General features: G+C 51.6%; 9 protein-coding genes and 4 pseudogenes. 7 read left to right on the top strand and 6 right to left on the bottom strand.

Annotated elements, in window-relative coordinates; all coding sequences use genetic code 11:
* Positions 1–4: 4 nt before the first annotated feature.
* The gene (locus AC5S26_RS26415; protein ID WP_494187941.1) at positions 5–1,342 is read left to right on the top strand and encodes a DUF1501 domain-containing protein; all 1,338 of its coding nucleotides are present in this window, start codon (positions 5–7) and stop codon (positions 1,340–1,342) included.
* Between the two features lie 799 nt (positions 1,343–2,141).
* Here AC5S26_RS26415 and AC5S26_RS26410 read toward each other — a convergent pair.
* Both AC5S26_RS26410 and AC5S26_RS26405 read right to left on the bottom strand, forming a co-directional pair.
* Positions 2,142–2,516 (bottom strand): hypothetical protein, encoded by a 375-nt coding sequence (locus AC5S26_RS26410; protein WP_494187940.1) that lies wholly within the window; start codon positions 2,514–2,516, stop codon positions 2,142–2,144.
* A gap of 100 nt (positions 2,517–2,616) precedes the next feature.
* Complete coding sequence (locus tag AC5S26_RS26405; RefSeq protein WP_494187939.1) at positions 2,617–3,189, bottom strand: outer membrane beta-barrel protein; 573 nt, start codon at positions 3,187–3,189, stop codon at positions 2,617–2,619.
* A 105-nt stretch (positions 3,190–3,294) separates the two neighbouring features.
* Between AC5S26_RS26405 and AC5S26_RS26400 the strand changes: the two genes are divergently transcribed.
* The 4 genes and pseudogenes from AC5S26_RS26400 (at position 3,295) to AC5S26_RS26385 (ending at position 6,913) form a co-directional block, all read left to right on the top strand.
* On the top strand, positions 3,295–3,774 hold the full coding sequence (locus tag AC5S26_RS26400; protein WP_494187938.1) for a hypothetical protein: 480 nt from the start codon (positions 3,295–3,297) through the stop codon (positions 3,772–3,774).
* 867 nt (positions 3,775–4,641) lie between these two features.
* The gene (locus AC5S26_RS26395; RefSeq protein WP_494187937.1) at positions 4,642–5,562 is read left to right on the top strand and encodes a sensor histidine kinase; all 921 of its coding nucleotides are present in this window, start codon (positions 4,642–4,644) and stop codon (positions 5,560–5,562) included.
* Positions 5,559–6,308: pseudogene (locus tag AC5S26_RS26390) on the top strand (LytR/AlgR family response regulator transcription factor). The gene AC5S26_RS26395 and the pseudogene AC5S26_RS26390 overlap by 4 nt, the downstream one beginning before the upstream one ends.
* The gene (locus AC5S26_RS26385) at positions 6,305–6,913 is read left to right on the top strand and encodes a hypothetical protein (protein ID WP_494187936.1); all 609 of its coding nucleotides are present in this window, start codon (positions 6,305–6,307) and stop codon (positions 6,911–6,913) included. The pseudogene AC5S26_RS26390 and the gene AC5S26_RS26385 overlap by 4 nt, the downstream one beginning before the upstream one ends.
* A gap of 143 nt (positions 6,914–7,056) precedes the next feature.
* On the opposite strand, the pseudogene AC5S26_RS26380 reads toward AC5S26_RS26385, so the two are convergent.
* The 4 genes and pseudogenes from AC5S26_RS26380 to AC5S26_RS26365 form a co-directional block, all read right to left on the bottom strand.
* Positions 7,057–8,341: pseudogene (locus AC5S26_RS26380) on the bottom strand (ISNCY family transposase); the annotation flags it as partial.
* Between the two features lie 241 nt (positions 8,342–8,582).
* Positions 8,583–9,866 (bottom strand): annotated as a pseudogene (locus AC5S26_RS26375) (ISNCY family transposase); the annotation flags it as partial.
* A 417-nt stretch (positions 9,867–10,283) separates the two neighbouring features.
* Complete coding sequence (locus AC5S26_RS26370) at positions 10,284–10,556, bottom strand: L-rhamnose mutarotase (protein WP_494187935.1); 273 nt, start codon at positions 10,554–10,556, stop codon at positions 10,284–10,286.
* Between the two features lie 145 nt (positions 10,557–10,701).
* The gene (locus AC5S26_RS26365) at positions 10,702–14,058 is read right to left on the bottom strand and encodes a TonB-dependent receptor (RefSeq protein ID WP_494187934.1); all 3,357 of its coding nucleotides are present in this window, start codon (positions 14,056–14,058) and stop codon (positions 10,702–10,704) included.
* A gap of 243 nt (positions 14,059–14,301) precedes the next feature.
* Between AC5S26_RS26365 and AC5S26_RS26360 the strand changes: the two genes are divergently transcribed.
* On the top strand, positions 14,302–15,486 hold the full coding sequence (locus AC5S26_RS26360; RefSeq protein ID WP_494187933.1) for a sugar ABC transporter substrate-binding protein: 1,185 nt from the start codon (positions 14,302–14,304) through the stop codon (positions 15,484–15,486).
* A gap of 134 nt (positions 15,487–15,620) precedes the next feature.
* Positions 15,621–15,998, top strand: a pseudogene (locus AC5S26_RS26355) (c-type cytochrome domain-containing protein); the annotation flags it as partial.
* Position 15,999 lies beyond the last annotated feature (1 nt).

Genomic DNA, 15,999 nt, shown 5'->3' with positions numbered 1-15,999 from the left:
TGTGATGATTACCCGAAGAAATTTCTTAAAACTCGGTTACCGTGCTGGAATAACTGCCGCTACGATGCCGCTCTGGTCGAATGAGCTGTCCAGGCAGGCATTCGCTCAACTGTCCTCATCGGATTATAAGGCGGTGGTCGTGATCGCGCTCACTGGTGGAAACGATGGAAACAACATGGTTGTTCCAGTGAATGCAACTCAATATCAACAATACAGCCTACTCAGAGGAAAGGTCGCACTTCCACAGGCGTTGCTTCTTCCCCTCTATGGGAGCGAGAATTCACAGTTCGGTGCAGTGGGTCTGCATCCCTCTCTAGTGAATGTGGCAAGCAGGTTCAATCAGAGGCAAGCGGTAGTGGTTGCCAATGTTGGTCCGATGGTAAAGAAGTTCACCAAGTCGGAGTTACTTGGCAATAATGCATTTCAGCCCGAGGCTTTGTTGTCGCACCCTGCAGGCTTAGCACAATGGCAGAGTTCGACTACGAAGGCCCTGCCTGATACTGGATGGGGTGGACGCATCGCCGATATCTATTCTCGAAAATCCGGAAGCCTTCCCCCCGCATTCAGCGCATCAGGAAGTTCTATCTTCACTGTCGGCCGTACTGTTCAGGGTATAGCGGTGCAGGCGCAGGGAACGGGCGCGATTGCGATCCCCTCCGCATTACAAGCGGCATCCAAAACGTTAGCGGAGACTGATACGCAGTCAAGTAATTTTATCGTTTCGCAAGTCGCACGTTTACGCGAATCCTCACTGGCTGAACAGACATTGCTACAGCAGGCGGCACAATCAAAACCATCGTTGAGTGGGAAGTTCTCACCAAGCTCCGTTGGAGCCAGCCTGAAAATGATTGCTGAGATCATCAATGGGCGTTCAGTTATAGGCGCGTCGCGTCAATTGTTCTTTTGTGCTCAGGGCAATTACGACAATCATCAACAATTGGTCACCTCTCAAAGAGCAAACCTGTCTGACCTAGACATCAATTTAGGCGCATTCATGGATGCCCTGGACGAGATGGCGCTGACAAACCAAGTGTTGATATGCACTCACTCAGATTTTAATCGAACCATGCAAAGCAATATAAATTTGGGAACTGATCACGGGTGGGGTAATCATCAGCTTGTCTTAGGTGGAGGAATAGCAGGCGGTCGTATTATCGGAGATTTTCCAGATTTGGATCTGGGAGGTTGCCTCGATTTGGGAACTCAAGGCATTTGGATTCCAACGACCTCAGTTACGCAATTAACGGCGGGAATTGGTTTATGGATGGGATTAAGCGGAGACCAGGTCGACACAGTTTTCCCAGATCTCGCGAATTTCGAGGGCCCACTCGCGTTCCTATAGGGTGATTCCGAATAGTACTAAGCATAGTCTTCACCGTAAGCCACTTGAGCAAGGGGGCGTTCGACGTCGCCCCATATCATTAGCTCCGAGATTGCCTGAGGTCTCCAAGGCAGCAGGTCCCGCAGCCGACACAACTCGGGTGTACTTGTGATGGAGGGCGAGAATATCACGATGACGAAAATCACCTGGGACAATCCGCATCAAGCGACCATATGTCTCGATGGTGGCATCACTGACGTTTTCCGTAATGAGGTGACACTGATCGTAGGAGATTCGGTGGCCGACTCCGAGACAGTCCATCACCAGCTAAGAGAAGATTGTGCGGTCTCCTCGCGGCCTTCCCAATAACGTTGCCGCTCAAACCGCTATCGAATAAAAGTAGATTAAGTTCAAAATCCCGAAAAGTGTTCCTCTCGTTGGTTCGCAACCGAAGAGGCTGGCGGATGTAACTCATACCAAAGTTTGCGTAGAAAGTCTGGAGTGTGATTCGCGGTAATATTTTTCCGCTCAACCAAGTTAAAGCATTCTCTGCATAGGGAGAGCATATTGTTCTCATGGGAAGGATTGAGATGAATCGGGTAAACGGCAAGGGTGACCTCCACGCCGTCCCGATCGCAACCGCGACATCCATAATGATCTCTCCGTAGAATGCGACGTCGCATTCGTGACGATTCCGCTCTCACTGCTCGTGAGAGTTCTCTAGACTCCAAACGGTTCTCAAGATCCTCCACGATGCGACGTTCTTCTCGACCCCGTATGAATTGAGGAACAACAAAGCCGATCAGTGCTACTCCAGCCGCTACCGGCGAGGTTTTGAGTAGCCTCCGCCGTGAAAGAACAGCAGGTAAGCGCCAATAAAGACACACAACTCAGCAAACACCAGCCCGGCTGGCCGCTGCAGCTCTACCTGTTTCTTGCCCTCTGACCACAAGAACCAGATCGTCACAAAACACAACAGCATGGAAATGGCGATTTCGCTTTGAGTCGACAGGAAAGCACCAACAGCAAGAGCTGCCGCAAATGCTGACACATCGAGGATTGTCCTAATCCTCCATCCGGCCCGCTTCCACAACGATAGTCTTCGACGACGCAGGTCCGCTCGCATCCCTAGATACACCAGTATGGGAACAAACAGCACTGCGATCCGTTCCTCCTTTACCATTTCTTCCTCCAACTACGCCCTCATTGCGAGGGGGAATAAAGACAGAGAATTCCCTCCACCATGGAAAGGCTGTCTCGATGGTGGTTTGTTCAGATAACGAGGGAAGGTCAACTCAAAAGTGAAGTGCAGTCCCAACCATGAGGGAGGGATTATTTCTTCCGGTATTCAAGACCTTTGACGTCGTGGCTATATTTCGCAAGTCACCTCTGACACTCCAAAGGCGTGTGAGTCGAAAATCCAATCCGCCGCCATACGCGAAGGCTCCGCTCGTGCGTGAGCTTCCTGGAATAGTGGCGAAACCGAAGCCACCTGCCGCATAAACCACTACTCTTGATGACACGTTGAAGTGGTATCTGATTCCTGGTGTCACGAACAGTTTCAACGTATTCGACTCTCCGCTTTCCGCTGCGGGAATAATCAGCGGAACCTCGACATACAATCTTCCCGCGGGCCTCTCCCAAAACTGCCAGGCGTAATTTACTTGCGCGCCAAATCGCAGGCTCGAACCGGTGTAAGTCGGACCAATCAAGATCCCCAGGTCACTATTCTGAGCATGTGCAGTCAGGCTTGCAACGAACAACAGCATGATAAGTACGAGCTTTCGCATCAACTCCATCGTAGGGAGCGGATGCTCCCACGTCGAGCCATTTCCTATGAGCGGCTGATTTCGAAGGATCAGTGGCACAGCCTCATCCGGACAACGATCTGATAGCCACTCATTCCTCTATAACGACCACTCAGGGTAAAGTGATTGGTGTTTGCGAGGAAGGATTCTATCCTGAGATGACCAATGACCCGTCGCTCAAAGATATGGATCTCCCTCGCTCTTGCATGGAGCCTGCTCCCTGGGCAATCCGCTGCGGCGGCCGACCGATCTTGGAACAAGATTCGATATCAGAGCGGAACGGTTGATGTCAAAGTTAACCCCTTCGACTGGAATACCACCTTAAGAATCAGCGGAGCCCAGATTGAATTGAATTTCTCTGGGAGAAGAAAAATCACTATCGAGGGAAGGTCCGTAACGGTTCTTTCCAGAGGCGACATCGCTTACCGCCGAATCATTGATTTGATCTCTGGGAATGGGAGTTCCCGTCCAGTCCCTCTTTTTGGAATTCTTCAAAGCGATCGAGATCATCTGATCGGGGTTGAGTTCAACGGCTCCAACGGCTCGCATTCTGCTGTTCTTCTTTTGATTCAAAGGGACAGCTATAACGAGGTACTCGGGGCGCTCAGTGAGGCAACCAACCAACCCGTGAAGGAGAGCTTCTAGACAACGATGGGTGTACTCCTTCAATTCGTCACCCTTGTTGTCTTTGCATTCGCTGCCCCAGCGTTTACATTTCTTGCGCTCTCTTACTGGCGACAAGAGCGAAAGAGCAGTCGCCTATTCCAAACGTTCACAATTCTATGTGCCACATTGTTCGCAGCCAATCTTATTGGAACTGTCGTATTCATCGACTATCCATTTGTCTCGATGGCGCGCGGGCTGCTTGTCGGAATCGTGCCTGCAATGATGTTTCACATCATTCTTCAGGAGGAGTTCGACAAGCTCATACCAAGCGCCCTGCGAGCGATTGCGCTGCTGCTCTATCTCGCAGCAGTCCTCATCGCGGTCCTTCCGTTAACAAGCTGGAGAGGTCAATATAGCTCCGCATCTCCAGGTTTGATCGCTATCGCGGCTTCTTTATCCATTGTCGTCCTGGTATTTCATCGTTGTTACCGAACAGCCCATCACAGGCATCACTTCCTGTGGAAAGTAATCGTCTTCGCCATCTTGCTTCTCGCAGCATGGATGTCGGTATTGAGTGAGAATCCCTTCTTCGATCTTCTTCCCGATTACTGCGTCCTTCTATTTTTTTCGGTGCACCTCTACTACACAGAACGTTTGGCCTTTTTTGACGTCTTCATTCGAAGCGGTGCCTTTTTCACCATCGGCGCCATCTTGGTTGCCTTGACCTTGATTGCAGTCCCTTCCTTTCACACGACCTTTGGATATGACTGGCTTCGTGCATGGATTGCGATAGTTGCCCTCATGCCTGTGTGGTTGTTGGCTCCACTCGCATATAAGCGAGTAGGACGGTGGGTCGACCATGCATTAGATCGCAGGTATTCCGTAGCCCGGGCCGAACAATTGTTCATGCAGGCAGTCCAATCGAGCAACACGGAAGAACAACTATCAGACGCAGCGAGAATTGCCGCCCAGGACATCTTTCACTCATCTGCCGAAGTGATGATCGGTTCAACCAAGCCTGATGCTTCTCAGGACGAACTACTCGCACCTATAGGGGATCACGGCTACATCCGGTTGTTTGCCCGCACGAATAGGGTGCCTTTCTTAAGTGCTGATAGACGATTATTGTCATCCCTCTCGACCTCTCTGGATATCGTGCTTCAAAATGTCCGACTCCGAGAACAGGAAAGGGACCGGCAACAGCGTGAACGGGAGCTCGAGGCGCTAGCTACCAGAGCAGAGTTACGCGCCCTTCGCGCGCAGATCGATCCACATTTCCTATTCAACGCACTGAATGCAATTGCCGGATGGATCAGAACGGAGCCGGAGTTCGCCGACGAGACCCTTTCTCAGCTTGCGGAGGTCTTCCGGTACACCCTGCGCAGATCGCAGAAAGAATGGGTTCCCTTGAAGGAGGAGATCGAGTTTGTTGAATCTTACCTGGCCATCGAACGCGCTCGCTTCCGGGACCGGTTGAAAGTGGAGGTATCGGTGAGCTCCGAGGCTTCAAGAGTTTTCATTCCAGCAATGATTATTCAACCTCTCATCGAGAACGCAATCAAGCATGGGATTTCACAGTTAGGCGCGTCTGGTGAGCTATCGGTGCATGTCACAACCTGCGAAGACATGCTCAGAATTCACGTCCTCGACAATGGCCCCGGTTTCCCTCCGAACTTTTCGCTGGCAAACGGCCATTCGGGTCACGGGCTGCTTAGCGTACAGCAGCGTATCGAAGGTTACTTTGCTGAAAGAGGAATTGTGCGCTGGGGGCGGGAAGATGAAAAAACTTTCGTCGCAGTCGAAATCCCAAGAAAGGATCATGAATGATTCGAGTTGTCATTGCCGACGATGAGCTTCCGGCGCGTCAGAGACTCCGGCAGCTTCTGTCATTCCAGTCGCGTTTTGAAGTGGTTGGAGAGGCAGAGTCTGGAACCGAAGTGATGGAACTTGTCGAGGCTAAGAAGCCCGATCTCCTGTTACTGGACATACAGATGCCACATGGAACCGGTCTTGATGTCGTAGCTTGTCTGCCTGCGCCGAGGCCGGCTATTATCTTCTGCACCGCATACGATCAGCATGCGGTCGATGCCTTTGAGCTGAATGCACTGGACTACCTTTTGAAACCCGTGAGCCGGGTGAGATTAGAGAAGGCGCTATCAAAGGTTCCGTCTCCGTCCCCTACTGATGCAGACAAATCACTCAACGAATTGCTTGAACGACGCGATCAAAAATTGTCGCGCTTTCTCGTCAAGAATGCCTCCCGTCATCTGGTCATTCCTGTAGCGGAGGTTTCATACATCGAAGCGGTTGACGGTGTAACCCGCCTGGTCACAAGCGACAACAAGGAGTACTGGCTGGACCCGCCGCTGAATGAGCTTGAGGCACGCCTCGATGAGCAGCACTTCTAAAGGATTTCCCGACGAGCCATTGTCAACCTGAATGAGATAGATTCTGTCCAGCCTCTTCCAGGAGGGAGTGGAACCGCGCTCCTCAAGGGAAGAATCGAACTTGATGTCAGTCGACGACGATTGCGTGATTTACTGGGGCTTCTGGAAGGAACAACCGACAAATGAAAACCGTATCCATTGCTGAGCGTTCTATCGGTGACAATTCAACAGCTCGACGGCGGAATGCTTGTGAGGCAGAGCAAGATATAACGGGATGGAATGTTGAACAGAAGTTCCGTCGCTGCTGGCCGCTTTCACCTGAAGGAATATTCCCTCATACGAGGGCTAATTTCAGCATCTTGAGTTACCTATATGATATCTGCCATATGCTGAAATCGAGTCAGCAAATCATAAAAACTATTTTGTTATGTGGCGGTATTTGCCTTAGCGCTTCTTACGCCCAGCAACCGCTTTCGAAGAGGGCAACCGAGGTAAAAGAGAAAGTTGCCAAATTCAAGCTGAATCACCATATCAGTGTCATTCCTCTTCAGAGGCATGAAGAGTTCGGTTCATTTTTGTCCAGCACTGCCGACGCATTCACGTTTCACGATATAGACCAAAAGATTGATGTCACATTCAAATACGAAGAAGTCAAGAAAGTGGAAAATGGATATGGTGGCTATAACCCCATCCATCATCGTCATGTAGATAAGGACAGAAACCGAATCGTCGCTGCAATTTTTGCTGGCGTTGTAGTTGGATTAGTAGTCGCTCTTGTGGTCAGTATGTAACCAAGATATATAGACTTCCATCTTAAATTTGCCTCTTAGTTTTTCGAAAACGGGACTATCCGAAACTACGAGGGAATTGTGTAGACCGCGTGTTTCGCCGATTCACTCGTTTCGGCCTGTACCGCATATTCTGTCCCATAGACACGGCGTGGACGCTTCTTGTATCCAATCTTCTCACTGTTGGTCATAATAGTGATGGCCGACCTGCGATCCTGTTGGGCTTTAACGATGGAGAGCGCATGTCGGAGCCGTTTGTTCTCAACGATCGGAGTGGGATTCACACGTTGATCCTTGTTGAAGACGTGATAGGGAAGTAGATGACCTTGCCACCGAATCTCCAAGGGCTTCTCGGAGAAGTCGTAGACTTCAACATATCGGCCAGCCAGCCCCTTTGAAAGATCGGTCTGTTCCAGGATGATCTGCTTCCTGTCGTAATGGAACGTCAGTTGTGCTCCAACATAACGTTGTTCACGGTGGCAGAGGATATCACTCAACCTATTTGCTGTGATCTGTAGTGGACGGTGCAGATCATTGGTGTTTGCAGGGGCGACTGCAAACCGCTCATTGAAACGCTTCATGAAATCTGGCAGGAACGCGTTGCCGGTAGCGATATCATTGATTCCAGCCAGTCGCAGTTCTTTTACAAGCCGATCCTGCAATGTGCGATTCACCCGCTCCACTCGGCCTTTAGCTTGGCTGGAGTTGGCGCAAAGGATCTCGATGTTCAGCTCCGCAAGCGCACGTCCGAACTGAGTCATGCCAGGACCACCTTTTGCGTCTCTATTTACGCGAAACACTGTGTGTTTGTCAGAATAGAAAGCAACAGGAGCGCCATGCGTCACAAGGTAGCCGCGCAGGGCTTCAAAGTAGGACTCGGTGCTTTCACTGAGAACAAACTGCAGCTGCATCAGACGGCTTGTAGCATCGTCGATGAAGACCAGCAGGGTGCAAGGTTCACCCCGATCTTCAAACCAGCGGTGATCACTTCCGTCGATTTGGACTAACTCGCCACACTTTTCACGCCGTAGCCACGGCTGATGGAATCGCTTACGTTGTTTCCGTGAAAGCCACATGCCCTCCGCGATCATCCAGCGCTGGAGGGTCTCAGAGCCCAGCCGAATACCATGTTTTTCTGCAAGCACTTCAGCCGCAAAGGGTGGGACCGAAGTCGGAGTAACGCGCCTGGACCAACTCCACCGCATATTTCCGAATCCCGGGGTTATAGCTGCGGTTGGACTCACGACCTCGAGCTTTGTGTGCCATCCCGCTGCCGCCGTCCTGTTGATACCTCGCAAGCAGTCGGTACATCTGGCGTTCGCTGACCCCTAAAAGGGAGGCCGCCTCCGTCACCGTATGCCGTCCCACAAGTACTTCACTCAAAACCTCAATACGCTTCAAATCTCTGGTGCTCATTCTGATCAGGCCCATCCCTTGAACATGACATTTCTAATGGGCGGAACCCTGACATTTCTAAAGAAAGGCCTACAAATTTTGTTGCTGCAAAGCTCAGATGTCCGGACTTGTGCAAAGTAGAAATGTCCGTAGCAGTCGTGCGGTGCGTAATGTGGGAATCGAAGTTCTTTGTCGATTTCCAAGGGCTGTGGGAAGAGTGGGGGACAGTTTCATCGTTCCACACTTTCCATCAGGCCGTCATTTCCACCGCTTCAGATTTTCGTTCGCGTTTAAGATAATTGATCTTCTCACTATTGGTCTTGACCTTTGGGACATACTTTATATCCTGCTGGGCCTTGATGAGGGCGAGAGCATGTCCGAGCCGCTTGTTCTCAACGATAGCGGTGTGGCTGACTCGTCGGTCCTTGTCGAAGACCCGGTAGGGAAGCACCTGTCCCTTCCACCGCACCTCCAGCCTTCCATCCGCGAAGTCATACAGATCCACGTACTGGCCGCTTAGTTCTTCAGACACAGAACTGCGCTCGAGGATGAGCTGCTTGCGGTCATAGGCTAGAGTCAGCTGCTGACCGACATGACGCTGTTCGCGATGGCACAGGATATCGCTGAGTCGGTCAGCACTTAGGGTCAGTCGGCGATGCAGATCTTCCGGCTTCGCTGGTTGAACAGCGAACCTCTCGTTGAAGCGGTTCAGGAACGCCGGCAAAAAGTCGTTGCCAGCCTGCATGTCGCAGACGTTATCCAGTCGCAGCTCCTTCACCAAGCGATCCTGTAGGGTCCGGTTCACGCGCTCGACCCGGCCTTTGGCCTGGCTTGAGTTGGCACAGATGATCTCGATGTTCAGCTCTGCCAGTGCACGTCCGAACTGGGTCATGCCTGCTCCGCCCTTCGCGTCCCGGTTGATGCGGAACACGGTGTGCTTGTCTGAGTAGAAGGCAACAGGGCACCCGTGAGCGTCGAGGTATCCGCGCAGACAGTCGAAGTAGGACGACGTGCTCTCGCTCGGCACGAAGCGCAACTGCATTAGCTTGCCGGTGGCATCATCGATAAACACCAGCAACGAACATGCTGCACCGCGGTCCTCGAACCAGCGATGATCGCTGCCATCGATCTGGATCAGCTCGCCGTAGCTCTCGCGTCGCAGACGGGGCTGGTGGAAGCTACGGCGCTGCTTACGCGACAGCCAGAGCCCATCCTCGACCATCCACTTGCGCAGAGTCTCGCGCGACACCTTGACTCCATCCTTCGTGAGAAGCATCTCCGCCGCCAGGCTAGGACCAAAGTCTGTGTAGCGCAATCGCACAAGTTCGATCACGTACTCGCGGATCCCGGCGATCAGTTGGTTGTTCGAGGTGCGGCCGCGGGCCTTGTGGATCATCGCGCCGCCACCGCCATCGCGGTACGCTACCAGCAGCCGACGCGTCTGTCTGGTGCTCAGCCCCAGAACGGCTGCGGCCGAGATCTCGGTACGTCGCCTTGCCAGAACCTCAGATAAGACTTCGATCCGTTGCAGTTCCTGTCCACTCATGCTGAAAAAATCCAATCTCCGCCTCCGATATCTCTCGGAAGGGTAGTTTGGACATTTCAACTTTGCAGAAACCGGACACTTCTACTTTGCAGCTACAAGTTAACTATACATAACACTCATTATCAGACATATCTTTCTTATATAATTCATATGAAAATAGATGCTCGCATATTTCATAAGTTATGTCTGATAACGTAGCAACGCCTCTTTTCAATTCCCCTCGCATTCACACTCAACCATACTAACTCCGGGATAGCGTTCAGCACCCCGGAGTTTCATCTCTCATACTTTGAGGCGCTAACTTTCTGGGTGATCTCCGGCGGCCGTAATCAGCTTGCATTTGCGACCCCTCTTTAGTCACGTCACTACCGGTCTCAGAAGTTTGGTCCTTTGTCATGTGGAATACCTCCTCCATCATGGCGAAGCGCTCTCCTAATCGCAGAGATGGCACCTGGACGAACAAGTTAGCCATGTCTGCTGCCATCGCTTGTCTACGTCGCTTTTGTCGACATATGTGAGAAAAGAATCGAAAGATGAAACCTTCATATAGAGAACCAACTCCTGATTTCGGCGAAAGATCGAGTACTCGCTAACGCCAGCTGCTCTTAGCTCGGCGATCAGTTCAGGCCAGACTCTGCGATGAGCGTCATCGTACGCTTGCTCACAACCTTCCCGTATGCGTAATTGAAACGCCACCCGTTGCATTTTTCGACCCCCTATTTCCAAGTACAACCTGCAGGGATAAAAGTCGTTACGAAGACTGCATTTCTGAATGGCAGAATCATGATTCCCTTTCGGAGCCTGAAGGCCCATGGAGTGACGATAGCAGCGGTCAATTCATGGGCCTTGTTTAGAACTGGAACCTGCCGCCAACCTGAACAATTCGTGCGGCTCTAGTTGAGGTAATCGAACCAAAACCTGGACCGACCGACGTGTTGGCATATCCGAACTGTGTGTGATTGAACAAGTTGAATGCTTCTAACCGCAGCTGAAGGTAAGCTCTATCTTTTACTGGAAAAGCTTTGAACAGACTCGCGTCCCAGTTCTGGTATCCAGGCTGTTGAATGGAATTGCGTCCGGAATTGCCCGGCGTGCCAAAGCTAGGTTGAACGAAGGCCGCTGCGCTAAACCATTGTGTCGGTGCCTTCCTGCCTGCCGCTGGATCGCCAACTCTATCAGGACGAGACTGGCTGAAGGCACCAATGTTCAGATTGTCGCCTGCCAATGTGGGTGTGCTGAACTGACCGGAGCTGAATGTCGTTATCCCATTGAGCTGCCAACCTCCGACGATGTATTCCACGGGAAGCGGCGCGTTTGCGAGGAACTGTTTGCCTCGGCCGAATGGCAGCTGATACGTGTAACTGACGACCAGCCGATGCGGCACGTTGTAGTCCGAGACTCCACGGTCATATCTAAAGAAGTCGCGGGACAGCGCGGAGAAATCGTCTGTGGTACCGATATCGATAGCTTTCGAAAAAGTATAGGCAACGAGAAACGAATTCCCATGGCTCATGCGCTTTTCAAGCTTCGCTGTGAGTGCGTTGTAATTGGAGCGGCCATAGTTGCTGGCCACCAAAATGAAGCCGTATTGTGGAAACAGGACGCGAGACGAAAGGGGAATCTTCCCCGTCGTGTCGACAGCGCCGATATTCCCGTTGAATCGCTGCGCCAGCTTCTGCCCGCTGCCACCCGCATACTCAAGCTCGAACAAATAATCCGAAGCAAAGGATTGCTGTATATCTAGACCCCATTGGCTGATGTAAGGCGTTCGATTATTTTGATCGAAGGTAAAGATATTGGCATTTGCCGGCGGGAATACCGTCGAACTCGACGCAAATGGATTGAAGATAGAGACGGGAGTCGTCGAACTCGGTGTGTTGCTGCGGGAAGTATAGAAGGGGCTCCCCTGATTCTTGAACTGCTCCTCGTTGAAGTTGTCGGTGGCGTAATAGGTTCCGACACCACCGCGAAGAACTGTATTCGCAAAGAAGGATGGACGCCACGCGAAACCAACTCGCGGAGCAAAGTTGTTCAGGTCCGACTTTACTATCGATCGACGGATTGAAGAACCTGCATACAGGAACTGCCCAGTCGTGGTATCGAAAAACTGGCTACGATTGCGGGACTCGATAGGAGATCCGGCATACTCGTATCGCAGTCCTAGATTCAAAGTCAGAGAAGGAAGAACTTTCCAGTTATTTTGCGAGAAGAAACCGTAATAGGCTGTATGCAAATATTGGGTGGAATCGCCACTCGCAGCCGTGATGGAGTAGGGTTCGCCAAGCAAGAAGTCGCCAAGCCCGATACTGCTCACGCGATTCCCCGCAGCGTTGCGAGTCGAGTACCCGTTGTTATATGCGAGGTTCGGGTTGGACCCGAAATCGGTAATCTGGGTAAAGCTCTCATGGATGTATTGGAGGCCGTTGACGGAAGTCAACTTTCCTTTGGTCCATGTGAGGTTGTCTGAAACCTGGTAGTTCTTGTCATCAGCTCCGATCACTTCGGTGATGGAGCCTACTGGACCGAATCCTGAGATGCCAAAGTTAGGGACGCCATACGTGGCGGCATTCGCATTGTTCGCATACGGTAAGCCGAACAGATCGCCTGCATAATTCGGACCATAGGCGCTTTCTGCATTGCGGAAGGTCGCCGAGTCATTGACCCCGAAGCGGAATTCGTTGACAAGCGTCGGTGAGAACACGTGCGAGTAGGTTCCAGTCCACAGATGATCATTTAGGGGTGCCGTGTTACCCCCGAGCGGATTGATCGCTGGAGCATAAAGGATGTCATTGCTATTCGACCACGTGGCATAAATGCTATCCCGGTCCGTGAACCTATGATCAAGGCGAACATTGTACTGATTGATATTCTGCGTACTCCGCGGTGTACGGATCGTATTGAAGCTTGGAAAGATTACACTGCCAGCGCTTCCGAGGGTGGGGGCAGGAATGAACTGAAGTGCTTTCTGTGCAATCGCGTCTAGCTGTCCCTTTGGGATAACGTTGCCGGCAAATGGCTGGTTAGTTTGGGGATTGATCACGTCAACGCACTTCGTCGACGATGGATTCGTCGCACAGAATGGAGAATTGGTTGGATAGAGTCCCGTGCCGGCACTATCGTCCGCTAAATTGCCTTGTAATTGTGCTACTGACGGGTAGATACCGGTGAACGTTTGACCCTGAATGAGCCGGAAGGCTTCGAAGTTGAACATGAAAAACGTCTTGTCTCTGCCGTTGTAGAGCTTCGGAAGGATGACGGGCCCGCTAAACGTAGCGCCAAAGTTGTTCTGGTTGAGGGATGGCTGATCTGCTTTTGCCTGTTTGGCAAAATAGGTATTGGCGGCATAGGCACGATTGCGGTTCAGTTCGAATAGAACCAGATGGAATGGGTTTGCTCCCGCCAGTAACTCGGTGTTGACGATAGAAGCCGAATGGCCAAACTCCGCGCCGAAAGTCGTTCTTTGGACACGGAACTCCTGGATGGCATCAACCGAGGGACGGATGCCCGTATTGCCGAACCGAGAGTTTCGAGTCTCAATTCCATTCACCAAAAAGCTGGTGTCGCTCTCTCGAAGCCCCGCGAAGGAGACTGTCGTGTCGGTACGCCCGGTCCAGGTGGTAGCCGGCGAGGTGCCTCCGCCCACCGGCGTGGCACCTGTGGTCAGCTGTGTCAGTTGAATAAAATTTCGACCATTTAAAGGCAGCGTCTCTATGCTGGTCTTATTGATGACTTGTCCAACGGATGCACTCTCTGAGTTCAAGAGAGCAGCTTCGCTGGCTGAGACCGTCACGGTTTCATTGCTAGCTCCTACCTGCATTCGCACGTCCAGACTTGTGCGTTGTCCGATGACCACCGTGATATTGTTCAACTCCGTCTTCCGAAAACCGGATTGATTGGCCACGAGCTTGTAGTTCCCAGGCTTGAGTGAACTGAAGACAGCGAGGCCATTTCCATCCGAGTTGAGCTTGATCTGTTGGCCTGTTTCAATCTGGGTAAGTACCAACGGAGCATTTGGGACTGCGGCGCCAGAAGGATCCGTGACTGAAGCAACAATATCTCCGGTCGTCGATTGTGCTAGGCAAAACTGCGGAAGGAAGATCGGCAGACTAGCTACCAGCAATAGCAAAGTAGATCGTGATCGAAGATTGGGTTGCTGTCGCGTTAGCATCTCCCTTAAAGAACTCCATGCGGTTCGTGTGTAGTTCATACTGCCTCCTAGGTTCAGACCGGGATTGTGGGGCTCTGCCCTCTTGTCTGCGAACGACGGACATCCTAGGCAGCACGGTATAAATACTCCACGAGAAATATCCTCTCCAAACCTATTTCGCAATACGAAATAGTTACTAACCGACTTATCGCTATTCTTTCCAGAAACTACTCAACAATTGGTGAACACTCCTCGAATGTCAGGCGTATAGTATTTCGCAATGCGACATATCATGGACCGACGATGACATACTCGAAGAAAGCAACCGCACCCCGCAAGTCGCCGCAGGTTCGTGACAATACCGTGCAGTCCGTGGTGAGAGCATGCGAGATCCTCAAGTACGTACAAGCATGTAAGGAGGACATTAGCCTCGACGCAGTCTGCAAGAACACTGAACTCACTCGCCCCACTGCCTATCGCTTGCTTTCCACCCTCGTGAGTTGCGGCATGCTCGAGAGGGTTTCTAAAAACAACTACAGGCCACTAGAACAGCAGAACCGAAAGAAGAAGCTGCGGTTTGGATATGCAACCCAATCAGAGGAATTCTCTTTCTCAAGATTGGTTTCGGACAGTATCCGGAGCAGCGCCTACCATGCCAAAGTCGACTTACTGGTTCTGAACAACCAATACAGCCCAAAAATGGCGATTCGGAATGCGGACGTATTTGTGCGCGAACACGTGGATCTCGTCATAGAATTCCAGACAAATCACCAAAGCGCCTCACTCATAGCGTCTAAGATTCTTGAAGCGAGAATTCCAATGATCGCGATCGATATCCCGCACCCGGGAGCGACCTACTACGGTGCTGATAATTACAGTGCCGGTATTCTCGGGGGACGGGCATTAGGTCATAGCTGCGTCCAACAGTGGGGAGGTGCTGTGGATGAAGTGGTTTTACTGGAGCTGCCGATTGCCGGTCCACTGCCGCGCTCGCGCATGACCGCCACGCTTGCTGGCATACGTGAGGTGCTGCCCAAATTCCCGGACGAGAAAGCCATCTTTCTGGACGGTAAAGGAAGATTCGAAGACAGTTTAATTGTCATGCGCAAGTATCTGTCCAAGAGCAAATCGAGGAGAATTTTGCTCGCAGCCCTTAACGACCCGAGTTGCCTGGGAGGTTTGCAAGCCTTTGAAGAGTTTGGCCGCTTAGACCATTGTTTGGCCGTGGGTCAAAACGCAAGTATCGAAGCAAGACGTGAGATGAGGCGACCGTATTCTCGTCTCATTGGCTCTGTCGGATACTTCCCGGAAAGATATGGAGAGGCGGTAATTGCCTTGGCCCTGGATAGAGTGCACGGCCGAGAGATTCCGTCTGCCGCATTCGTTAAGCATCGGATGATTACACCTGCCAACGTCGACGTAGCCTATCCGAACGACTCCCAGATCAGTTCTGTAGATACTGATTCGTTACTCTTCAGCAAGCACTAGCAGCATGGCCGGTAAAATGGCAGCGGTAGACCCATTTGCTATCCCCTTGCTGCCTGCTATTTCGCACTGCGGAATTGCGAGTAGGCCGAAAAAAGGTATTGGCAAAAAACAAACGCATAGCATAACGTGCCGTGATGAGATTTAGTCACAATCCTACGTCACGCATGGCTTCGATAAATGCTAGAAACACTCTAGCAAGTTTTATCTGTTTGTCAGCAGTAGCGTGTATTTCTGCCTTGTGCATATTCGAGTCCGGCTGCTTTACTTCTAGTCGAAAATCTTCCGCCAGCCGAAATAGTTCGAGTCTCAATTTCAATGCCGATGTTCAGCCTATCCTGGCAAGTAACTGCTTCAGTTGCCACGGGCCAGATCCGGGCAACCGCAAAGGGGGGCTAAGACTTGATCTCGAGGAGACTGCGCTCAAGAAACGCCCCGGACGGAGAGACGCTATTGTTCCCGGTCATCCAGACCAAAGTGAAATGATTGCCCGCATTGAGTCTAAGGATCCTCATC

The sequence above is a fragment of the Edaphobacter sp. FHG110511_03 genome, assembly GCF_059115365.1.
This window is presented reverse-complemented; position numbering and strand designations above follow the sequence as displayed.